The organism is Treponema sp. R80B11-R83G3 (genome assembly GCF_054786115.1).
The window spans coordinates 66,515-77,877 of sequence record NZ_BDHF01000068.1; the positions used below are offsets into that span (position 1 = coordinate 66,515).

Here is an 11,363-nt window from a genome sequence, read left to right on the forward strand (position 1 = left end):
GGATATATCACATATACAAAATATTAACACAATGATAGTATTATTAACAATGGATATTAGAAAAATTTTAGATTTTTTCACGCGTTTCTCATTTATATTATCGGTTTTTATAACAATATCATGCAATTCACAGCCTTCCGGCATTAATTCGTATTACATTACAGGCTCAAATGAAGACAAGAAAAATATTACGGAACTTTTCAATTTATTAAAAACGGAAAAACCAGGCAGTGACGGCGAATTTGCGGTAACAAGGGAAATTGCCGCAAGTTTCGCGAGGTTAAAAGATTATGAAAGAGTTATCCATTTTTTAAGCGCAAAAACCATCAATAATCCGGCTGACCCTTACAACGGCTATTATTTCCTAATGGTCGCATACGCGTATATCCAGCGGGAATCGGAGCCGATAGCCGCCCTTTATTTTGATTTGATCTTAAAAAATTATCCCGACCTTATCATTAATGACGAATCTATCCACCTTGTTTGCCTGCGTCATCTTATCAATGAGACCGATAACCCGAAACATCAAGTTTGGTATTACAACGAGTTAATTTCCAGATTTGCCGATAAAATCGATCCGGGAACCACATATTTCATGCTTGGGCAGGCGTGCGAACGCGCCGGAGACTGGAACGGCGCAATTACCGCATATACAAATTATCTGCCGTACACGGGAACAATAATACCGGGTTTCCCACAGGCCGATCAATACGCGAAAAACCAGGTTGATTTTAGCAGATCACAGAAAGACTGGACATTTGAAAGCCTTAGCGCGCTAAGAAACGCGGTTGAAAATGCCCTGGATGACGGCAGCGCCTATACGCTTATGAAATATCAAACAAAGGTGAATTTTTTTGCCCGTTCATGGGAGCAGGTGGAAACCGACGATATTGGCTTAAACAGATTTAATCTTGCCCAATTTATGTCCGGCAACCATATTAAATATAACTCCACTTTGGACGCGTCATCAAATTCAAAAGAAGCGTTTTTAAGAACAAGCGGCTGGTCATTGTCGCTTAATACATGGTATCTGTACTTCAGAAAAATTTATTTCCCCCAAGACCCGGAAATTCACGGAAGATGGGAATGGGCTGGGATTTACTACGGAGAAAAATTTTGAGCATATTCAAGGTATTTCACCCGCAAGCGCGAAAACGCAGTGGGGGAAAATTCCTTATTTTTTTGTTCTGTACGGTAAATTTAGCATGGGCGCAGACGGAAGAAAGGCCTATGCGCGGCAAACTTCCCGATCCGACACTGCCGTTCCCCTCAGCCGCCTCCTCGTATGTTTTTACGCCCGCCGAAAACTCGCTAATTACGGACACCGCTCTTGAACAGCCCCTGACTCAGCGTTACATAGAGCAGTATTCAAGCCCGCACGGTATCAACACTCTCAACGCGGTTCTGGGCAGAGGGAGCCTATATCTGCCGTTTATCAAGGAAGAAGTCGCCCGGCGTAATATGCCGCCGGAACTGGCTTATCTCCCCGTTGTTGAATCCGGTTTCATAATAACGGCAAGAAGCAAATCGGGCGCGATGGGTCTTTGGCAATTTATGCTGAACAGCATCTCTCCGTACAAAATAAGGGTTACGGACTTTATTGATGAGCGGCGTGATTTTGAAAAATCAACAATAGCCGCCCTGCAAAAACTTGATGAAAATTACAGAACGCTGGGCAGTTGGGAACTCGCGCTTGCGGCATATAACAGCGGGCTTGGGGCAATTAACAAAGTTGTAAAAAAAACAGGCAGGCACGATTATTGGGAACTTATTAATAATGGCGATTTAAAAAAGGAAACCCTGCACTATGTGCCAAAATTAATCGCGGCAAACTATATTATTTCACAGCCAAGAAAATACGGCATAAATGTCTGGCATGAAAAAGTCGATTGGACGGCCATCACGCTTAAACGCCAAATTTCCATCGATATTCTCGCAAACGAAACAGGCGTTTCCAAAGAACTGTTGCGCAGTCTTAACGCGGAACTGCTTTACGGGATAAGCCCCGCAGAAAGCGATTACAGGTTAAAAGTCCCTACGGCTTATCTTGAAAAAATAACGGATGCTCTTGAAAGCGAAGATTTGCAACTGCTCCGTTACCATTACCATATAGTCCGCCAAGGGGACACAATATGGTCAATGTCAAGATATTACGGCACATCGGTCCATATTATAGAGCAGCACAACCCCGGTATTTCCAACCGTTTATTAAAAATCGGGGAAACAATCGTTATTCCGGCGTTTGGAAACACGCCCCCGCCAAAAAGTACGCCTGTAACAGTACCGTCCAATTTGCCGGGAACCCATGTGGTGCAAAAGGGCGAGACTTTCTGGTCTTTGAGCAGAAAATACGGAGTCGATCCGCAGGCGCTGGCGGAGGCAAACGGGCTAAAGTTAAATGATATTCTGCACGAAGGAAGAACCATTAGAGTGCCGATAATAGAATAGGTCGGGAACCCGGTTGGTTCCCGACCTATTCTTGCAGTTTTTCGTCTGACCACTTGAAAGTGGTCGGACTGCAAAACTGCCATTCTATAAGGAAGTTTTTCAGAAACTGAAGTTTCTGAAAAACATTAATAGTTATGAAAAAATTGATAATATTGACCTTGATTTTTTTCCCTGTTATTTGCGTGTTTGGACAGGCAAAAACAGGCATTTCCGGCGCTGTAGAGTGGGACACTTTACGGATTAACGCGGTTGTTTCCCTGAACCTCGCCGAAGCGGGGATAAAACTTCCTGCGGGGAGAACCGATGGGGAATCTCTTTTAAACTCAAGTTATTTAAGCCTGATACAACCGTGCCTTTTGGGTCTACAGGTTGATTCTTCCTCTACAATGGCTGACCTTGTGGACCGCGGGGAGTTAAACCTTGCGCAAATAGAGGCAATCGCCAACGGGGCAAATTTAGTCGCGCCTGCTCTTTCACGGGACATGAAAAATATTACCACGTCCGTAAAAATTCCCATCTCAAACATCAGCGCCTCACTTTTACGTCATAGCCGAACTTCCCCCGTTTTAAGAACATTAACCCCTATTTCTACGGCGCGGTACACGGGGATAATAATTATCGCCCTAGACGAACTCCCTGTTTTCGGGTTTAAAAAAACCGCCATGCCCGTCCCATGCCTGTTTCCAAAAATCTGGGACAGTGAAATGAACCTTATCTATGAACGCTATATGCTTGAACCTCAAGCGCAAGGCGCAGTTCAGTCACAGGGCGTTTCAATGGTACGGTATTCCACGGCGAAAAATATTTTTCAAAACAACCCTTCAGGTTTATCCGATGAGTTACGTGAAATTGTAGGGGACAGGCCCTTGCGCATATTCGCTCGCGGCGTATTCGGAATTAAGCCCACTGACCTTATAATCGAAAGAAGCGACGCGCTTGTAATTATTTCTTCCGAAGAAAACCGCAGTCTTTTGTCGCAGGGTAAAGTTGTTTTTATTCTTGACGAATCTGTTTTGAGTTATGAATTCGGCGAATAATAAATTTGCCTACTGTAGCGGCTATTGTCTGCTGCAAGATAATGCTCATCAATGTGGGCAGAACTGCCGCTTGGGGGAAAAATGTTACGGCGATTGTCATAACAGCGCTGTTATTTTTTAATCCGCCGGCGATAACCAGAGCGGTACTTTTTTCATAATTACACCGCGCCGCGATACCGTTAAGCCTTGCGAGCAGAAACCCCGCTATTGTTAAAACAACGCACAACAGAGTAACGCCCCAAACAAGAGGATCGTTAAATCGTATAACATTGGCTATAGCCGCCGAATTAGCCGCGATAACAAGCATCAGGCAGCATTTGGCAAGCGGATCAAGATACGGGCATATTTTTTGCGGTATCGCGCCTTTGCTTGTTTCGTTTAACGCGACTCCTATTATCGTGGGAACCACAACCATAAAAATAAGCGAGATAGCGATACCGCTCATGTCCATCGCGATTTTTGCCCCTAAAAAAACTGAAAGAGTCACAGGAACTATAAGCGGGGCAAGCAAAGTGTCAAGGAGTATTAGGGAGAGTCCTAACGCTTTATCTCCGTTAAAAATCGCCGCCCAGATAAAGCCGGAAACGGCGGTGGGGCCGGTAAAAAGAAGGATAAAACCGGCTACCACGTCGGGATTATTGAAAAAAACTGAAGACGAAAAAAGAGCGGCTAACGGCATCAATATGTGGCTTGAAAAAAAGAAAATCAAAATAGGAGCGGGGCTTTTAACCGCGATTCCCAATTCAACGGCGGTCAGTTTTAGAGAGCCTGAAAAAGTCATAATGCTGAACAGTAAAATAACATGGGGACGAAGAGGCAAAAAAACATTCGGCAGAAATAAACCAAACGCTACGGACAGCGGAGTTATAACGGGAATAAAGCGGTCCATGGCGTTGTTTAGTTTAAAAAGGAATCCGTTAATTCCCTGTGAAGACGGCATAAAAAAATCCGCTAATTTTCCAGAATGGTAATTTCCACTCTTCTGTTTTTACGCATACCTTCTTCGGTTTTGTTATCCGCAATCGGCTTATCCGCGCCGTACCCGCGAATCACCATGCGGTCAGCGGTACGGACTTTATTCGCTAGAAAATAATCCGCAACCGCCCCTGCCCTATCCTGAGAAAGCTCAAGATGCTCCTCTCTTGTTCCTCTCGCTAAAGCTGTATGCCCGCTAATGACAATATCCCTGTCGGGATAGCGTTTTAAAATCGCGGCGATTCTGTCAAGTTTTTGCTGTTCGCCGGGAAGCATCTTAGCCGAATCGGCGTAAAACTGGATATTTTCAATGGTTAACGAAATACCGCCGTCAACGGCGCGAACGACAACATCTTGTATTTTAAGGCGGTCTATTTCTTTTTCAATTTCCTCTACAAGCTTTTCTTTGTTCATTTCCTCCGACTCGATAAACTCAGCCTGCGCCGTTCCGCGATATTCAATCTTTCTTTTATCTGACATTTCAAACGTTATGCGAAAACTTTCCTCATAAGCAATTTCCTGCCCAAGCGAATGATCCCAGTAAACAATTTGGTCAAAATCGCCCATTATGCGCACGGGATAAATACGTCCCCTAACGGCAGGCGGCCTTGAAGCTATTTTATAACTTATTGAAAAAGCCGGATAACTTTTCCCCTTCCATTCCCGCTGTCCGACATAGGCATAATTCGCGGTAAACGGTATTTTGTACGGCTCCTGTATTTCAAACGAGTCCCTAAAATCGTGTATCTCGTACCCTTCCGCTCTCCACTTGTCCATTACATTTAATTCTCTGTCAGGAAATACAGGCACGTTACGCACAACCGGCATATAATACTTTGGATCTATCGTAAGGTATCCAAGTTTATCCCGTTCAAAAACCGACTCATATTCCCTAGTCCATGCAAACCCCGACTCCGCCTGCGCCTTGCCGCCCGAACTGTAAACAAGCCTCTCCGAAGTTTGAAAAACCGCCTTATGCTCGCCCTTCCCTTCCTTTACTCCGGTTACTTCCACGGCGATACGGTTGAGTATTTCAGCGCGATGGCTTAAAATCCCGTTAATAAAAACAGCCTCATCAACAACGGAGAGTATTCTGTACCGCGCGCCCTGTATGTGTTTATATTCAAAAATTTCGCATTGTACGCTAAAAGGATTAAAAACACTTATTAGAAGAAACATAAAAACGGATATTAGTTTTATTTTTGCCATATATTAATTATACATCTTTTATTACAGTTTTTCTACTGAGGGGGAGTGGGAATTTTTTATTTGAAGATAATCGTAAGCTTTACGATTAGTTTACAAACAAAAGTAAAATTGAGTGCCACAATCTCTTAAATATGTTTCCCTTTTTCGCTTCAACGGCGGTTATTAACCGCACTCTGTTTAGTTCGCCTTCTTCGTCTGAGATTATGAAGTACCCAACATGAGAGCCGGCGGGGAGCGGGGCGGTTAGCTTTTTGTCGATTGCAACCGCGTATTGAAGATTATTTGCGCGGTTAATTGGAGAGGTAAAGTCCGCCGAGTTTGCAAGGGCGAGTTCCACCGTGTTCGCCTTGCCTTTCCATAATTTGGCGTTTCCTATTTTTATGTCTTTCAGGCGGACTGTTTTAAAATTTTCAAACGCCCATGTAAGAAGGCCTATTCCGTCTTTATCACGAATACCCATGCCGCCTCGATTGTTTGGAGCGCCAAGAATGACAAGTATGAAGCGCGTATTGTTTCTCTGCGCGGTAAGGGCGATATTGTAACCTGATTCTTCAATAAATCCCGTTTTAAAACCGTCAACGCCGGGAAAAACTTTTAACAGCGTATTGCGGTTTTCCTGCGTTATTGTGCGCGGATTACTCCGGTTTTTTTCCCGCACGTTATCCGCCATTGGATACGCAAATTCAGGGACGGAATGAAAATCAACAAGGCTTTGCGGATGCATTATCAGATACTGACGGCAAAAGGAGGCAAATTCGGCGGCGGTTGTCATATTGTCTTCAGAAATGCCTGACGATTCAACAAATCGCGTAACTTTTAACCCCATACGCCGCGCTTCGGTTGTCATTTTACCGGCAAATTCATTCACAGTTGGCGCAAGGCGCAATGCCGCCGCGATTGCCGCGTCGTTACCCGAAACAACCGCAAGACCGAGTAATATTTCCCGCAATGTAACAATTTGTCCCGGCTCCAAAAACATCAAACTTGAACGATATGGCTGGTTCTGCGCCCAACTTTCAACCGTTACGGGAATTATTTCATCATAAGAAGCCCTGCCCTCCTCTATCTCTTTCATAACAAGATGCATTGTCATTAATTTTGTAAGCGAAGCCGGAGGAATTTCTTCGTCAGGATTTTTTGAATAAACTATCGTACCCGTATGCGCGTCAATCAATACCGCCGCCCGCGAAATAATTTCCGGCGCGGTTTCAATTATAGGTATTAACGCCGGCTGCGCCTGATAAATTTGCGCCTCTAAATACAGAGGCAGACAGAAAACAAATAAAAAATTAAAAAGTATTCTTTTCACGCTATTCTCTCTAGTTACAATCTTACGCACCTGTTCGTGCGCACTGTCGGTCACCTAAAGGTAACCTTGCTTTTATTTCGGACAGCGGCATTTATTGGTGCTACGCTGTGCGGCATTTATGCTCTACACGGCTACGCCGTGCGTTTATTTAGCGGGTTCGTGGTAAAAAATTTCAAGATTAAAATTCTGCCTGACCTACGGCACGAGGATAGGGAATAACATCGCGGATATTCGCCATGCCTGAAACATACTGAATAAGGCGTTCAAAGCCAAGGCCAAAACCCGAATGAGGCACGGAACCGTAACGGCGAAGGTCAAGATACCAGTGATAATCTTCTTGTTTTAAACCAAGTTCGTCCATACGGCTGACAAGTTTTTCAAGATTGTCCTCTCGCTGGGAGCCGCCGATAATTTCACCTAATCGCGGGACAAGAACGTCCATGGCGCGCACCGTTTTGCCGTCTTCATTTAACTTCATATAAAAAGCTTTTATCTCTTTTGGATAATCAGTAACAATCACAGGACCGCAGGCGATTTTTTCAGTTAAGAACCTTTCATGCTCACTTTGCAAATCACAGCCCCAACTTGGCTTAAATTCAAAAAGATCATCTCTTGAGGCGGCCGCTTTTTCCAATTCCTTAACCGCGTCCGTATAGGTTATATGCGAAAATTTCGCGCCTGCGACCTGCCGCAGATTTTCGATTATTCCCTTTTCTATATGGGCGTCAAAAAAAGCAAGCTCATCGGAACATTCGTTCAGGGCGGCGTTAAAAACAAACTTTAAAAAATCTTCAGCTAACGCCATATCGTCTTTTAATTCCGCAAAAGCAATCTCCGGTTCCACCATCCAGAATTCGGCAAGGTGGCGGACGGTATTGGAATTTTCCGCGCGGAAAGTGGGGCCAAAAGTATAAATACGGGAGACGGCTGTAGCGTAGGTTTCCCCCTCAAGCTGGCCTGATACCGTTAAAAATGTTTTTTTTCCAAAAAAATCTTTAGAGTAATCTATCGTCCCAGCGCGTCCGTTATCCGCTTTTTCCGCCGATTGTTTTGCTATCGCTTCAAGATCAAGCGTCGTTACCTGAAACATCGCTCCCGCGCCTTCGCAATCTCCCGCCGTGATAATCGGCGTGTGCAGGTAATGAAAATCCCTCTCCTGAAAATACCTGTGAATTGCGAACGCCAACCGGCTTCTAAGACGCGCTACCGCTCCGAAGGTATTGGTACGCGGGCGAAGGTGCGCAATCTCGCGAAGAAATTCAAGCGAGTGCCGCTTTTTTTGAAGCGGATAAGCCTGAATGTTACCGGAAGTTTCAGCCGGAGCGTCCCCCAAAACACGCAAAGACACGGCGGCAATTTCCACTGCCTGCCCTGAAGCTGGAGAAGGTATTAACTTTCCGCTAATTTTAACGGAAGCGCCGGTAGAAAGAGAGGCAAGGGCGGCTTCCGTCTTCTCATCAATTCCCGCCCCCCTGTCAAACGTGCATTGAATACCCGCAAAGCAGGAACCGTCGTTCACTTCCACAAAGACAAGTGTCTTCATGTCCCTCTTAGTCCTGACCCACCCCGAAATCTCCATCTCCTGAGACTGCGGCGTCTGCGCAAGGATATATTTAATAAGTGTTGGCAGCATAAGGGTATTATATAGAGACTTGTAGATATTGACTAGTACTTTATGGGGAGTGAGGAGTGGGGAGCTTGGTTCGCAATCTTTGCGTGTTGATAACACGTTATGCTTTCTAACTTCACTTTCTGCTCACTCACTGCTTTGTTGTTTTACTCTCCGCCTCCCTACTCCCCACTCCCCACTCCCTAAAAAAACTATTGACAAAAATTGATATTTTACTAAAATGTCATTATTGAAAAAAAATAAAGCAGGACGCTTTCTGTCCGGTGTCCTAATATTTTTAAAAGGATGCCATTATGAATAAAGAAGAAATTTTAGAGTTAATTAAAACCGGTTCCATTGACATTTTAAAACTGAAACCTCTGCTCTCCGACATAAATACGGTTGATATTGCCGAGATTTTTGACGAGTTGGACAGGGAAAAAATAACTCATTTGTTCAGAATCCTGCCCAAAGCAATCGCGTCGGACGTATTTGCCTACATGGACAGCGACCATCAGCAGATTCTTGTCGAGGCCCTTACCGATGCGGAAATCGGCGAAATCATGAACAAACTTTTTGTGGACGACGCGGTAGACTTTATCGAGGAAATGCCCGCCAATGTCGTTAACCGCGTGCTAAAAAACGTACAACCAGAAAAACGTAAATTAATCAACCACATTTTACAATACCCCGATGATTCCGCCGGAAGCATTATGACCACGGAATATGTCGATCTTCGCGAAGACGCGACAGTGCGCGAGGCTTTTGACACTATTCGCAGCACCGGCCTTAATAAAGAAACAATTTACAACTGTTATGTGATACGAAGGGACCGCCTTCTTGTAGGCGCCATTTCCGCCAAAACGCTTATGCTTGCCAAACCGCAGGAGCGTATCGGCGATATAATGGACACCAATCTTGTTTTTGCTCATACAACCGATGATCAAGAAGCCATTGCTGAACAATTTAAAAAATACTCGCTTTTGGCGATGCCCGTGGTTGACAAGGAGCAGAGGCTGGTAGGTATTATAACGGTAGACGACATTGTAGACGTTATCGTAGAGGAAAGCACGGAAGACATCGAAAAGATGAACGCCCTTGCCCCGTCTGACGATCCGTATTTAAAAACCGGAGTTTTCCGCCTTGCGAGAAACCGCATTATCTGGCTTTTAGTGCTGATGCTTTCCGCGACCATAACCGGCATAATTATTTCCAATTTTGAAAACGGCCTCGCGGCTCTGCCAATCCTTGTCGCGTTTATTCCGATGCTCATGGATACGGGAGGCAACGCGGGTTCCCAGTCTTCAACTCTTATCATCCGAGGTATGGCGATAGGTGAAATCAGCCCCAGAGACATTATCCGCGTTATATGGAAGGAAGTGCGCGTAGGGTTGATATGCGGACTGGCCCTTGGGACTGTCAATTTTGTACGCATATATATAATGAACGGGCAAAATCTTATGTTATGCGTCACGGTTACCCTGTCCGTGTGCTGCACGATTCTTATAGCAAAAACCGTAGGATGCGTTCTGCCCTTAGTGGCAAAATGCTTAAAAATAGACCCTGCCGTCATGGCTGCCCCGCTGATTACCACTATTGTAGACGCAGTATCGCTTATAATTTACTTTTTATTCGCCAAAGCGATTCTTGGTTTGTAATTTGCTGACGGACGCCCATTGCCACCCCTTCGACCTTTCCCCCCTTTTCCCGCGAATGGAACAGGAACGCCGCCGTTTAGGAGTTTATGCGGCGGCAAGTTCTTACAACATGGAAGAATTTACGCATAACGAAGCAATAGCGCATAACGCCGCCGCAGAAAACGCCGCGCCGCTGTTACTCTGCTTCGGCGTTCACCCCCAACTGCCCGCCGTAAAGAAAAAAGAAGGCAATTCGTTTACGGAAACGGATTTAAGCGACAGCGTTACCGTTTTGCAAAATCTCGCGGCGGCGGGCAAAATAGCCGCGTTAGGCGAATTTGGTTTTGATCTTTACAACGCGGCATTTAGGGAAACTGAAAAGACGCAGGACGCTCTGTTTGCGGCGCATTTGGAAACTGCCATTAATTACAGTCTGCCCGTTGTTCTTCATTTGCGCCGCGCCATGCGCAAGATTTTTGCCGCCGCAAAAATTTTATCAAAGTGTAAAGCCGTTATCTTCCACTCATGGCCAGGCGCTCTTGAAGAAGCACGCTCACTTTTACGCCACGGTATTAACGCGTATTTTTCATTTGGGAATACAATTATGCTCAACCACAAACAGGCAATTCAATGCTGTTCTTCACTCCCGCTAGAAAGGCTTCTAACGGAAACCGACGCTCCCTTTCAACCGAGGAGGGGCGAAAAATATTCCGCATGGGCGGACTTGCCTTTGATACTAAAAACGGCTGCAAATCTTCGCTGTGAAGCGGGGAATAAAATTGATGAAAAAGATTTGGAAGCGCTAATTGAGATTAATTTTAGAAGAATTTTTTACAACTGACCACACTTTGGATTTTTTCGAGAAGAACAATAATTATCAATGAGCAATTAGCAATGAACAATGAGCGAAGTTAGCAAGCATAGCGGCTTGCCAAAAGACTGCGCCCGCAAACAACGAAATTGCTCATTGCTCATTTTTCATTGCTAATTGAAACAACACCTTCTTTGTGTCCTTCTATAAAAAGTCAACCCCCAAAATGATCCTTAGCCCGCTTTTTCATTTCTTTTTCTGGCAACGCCAGTTTTTTTGATAACTTCCTTTTCAACGCGGTTTACCGCCGCCGGTTTTGTCTTCTCCG

At 44.9% G+C, this 11,363-nt stretch carries 9 protein-coding genes; 5 read left to right on the plus strand and 4 right to left on the minus strand.

Annotation, left to right across the window (positions count from 1 at the left end):
* Positions 1-49 precede the first annotated feature (49 nt).
* From ACYVRH_RS09460 to ACYVRH_RS09470, 3 genes are all read left to right on the plus strand, one after another.
* Entirely contained in the window at positions 50-1,120 is a 1,071-nt protein-coding gene (locus ACYVRH_RS09460) for a tetratricopeptide repeat protein (RefSeq protein WP_461256668.1), read from the plus strand.
* Positions 1,117-2,448: a LysM peptidoglycan-binding domain-containing protein gene (locus tag ACYVRH_RS09465; RefSeq protein ID WP_461256669.1), complete on the plus strand. Its 1,332-nt coding sequence runs from the start codon at positions 1,117-1,119 to the stop codon at positions 2,446-2,448. The genes ACYVRH_RS09460 and ACYVRH_RS09465 overlap by 4 nt, the downstream gene beginning before the upstream one ends.
* Positions 2,449-2,582: 134 nt before the next feature.
* Complete coding sequence (locus ACYVRH_RS09470; protein ID WP_461256670.1) at positions 2,583-3,485, plus strand: polymerase; 903 nt, start codon at positions 2,583-2,585, stop codon at positions 3,483-3,485.
* Here ACYVRH_RS09470 and ACYVRH_RS09475 read toward each other — a convergent pair.
* From ACYVRH_RS09475 to asnS, 4 genes are all read right to left on the minus strand, one after another.
* Positions 3,442-4,425, minus strand: coding sequence for a bile acid:sodium symporter family protein (locus ACYVRH_RS09475; RefSeq protein WP_461256671.1), 984 nt, complete (start codon positions 4,423-4,425; stop codon positions 3,442-3,444). The two genes, ACYVRH_RS09470 and ACYVRH_RS09475, sit on opposite strands and share 44 nt — an antisense overlap.
* A gap of 11 nt (positions 4,426-4,436) precedes the next feature.
* Positions 4,437-5,669, minus strand: coding sequence for an OmpA family protein (locus ACYVRH_RS09480; RefSeq protein ID WP_461256672.1), 1,233 nt, complete (start codon positions 5,667-5,669; stop codon positions 4,437-4,439).
* An 85-nt stretch (positions 5,670-5,754) separates the two neighbouring features.
* Positions 5,755-6,978, minus strand: a complete 1,224-nt coding sequence (locus tag ACYVRH_RS09485; protein ID WP_461256673.1) for a D-alanyl-D-alanine carboxypeptidase family protein — start codon at positions 6,976-6,978, stop codon at positions 5,755-5,757.
* 178 nt (positions 6,979-7,156) lie between these two features.
* Complete coding sequence (gene asnS, locus ACYVRH_RS09490; protein WP_461256674.1) at positions 7,157-8,611, minus strand: asparagine--tRNA ligase; 1,455 nt, start codon at positions 8,609-8,611, stop codon at positions 7,157-7,159.
* Between the two features lie 290 nt (positions 8,612-8,901).
* Between asnS and mgtE the strand changes: the two genes are divergently transcribed.
* The gene (gene mgtE / locus ACYVRH_RS09495; protein ID WP_461256675.1) at positions 8,902-10,245 is read left to right on the plus strand and encodes a magnesium transporter; all 1,344 of its coding nucleotides are present in this window, start codon (positions 8,902-8,904) and stop codon (positions 10,243-10,245) included.
* Between the two features lies 1 nt (position 10,246).
* Complete coding sequence (locus tag ACYVRH_RS09500; RefSeq protein ID WP_461256676.1) at positions 10,247-11,065, plus strand: TatD family hydrolase; 819 nt, start codon at positions 10,247-10,249, stop codon at positions 11,063-11,065.
* Positions 11,066-11,363 lie beyond the last annotated feature (298 nt).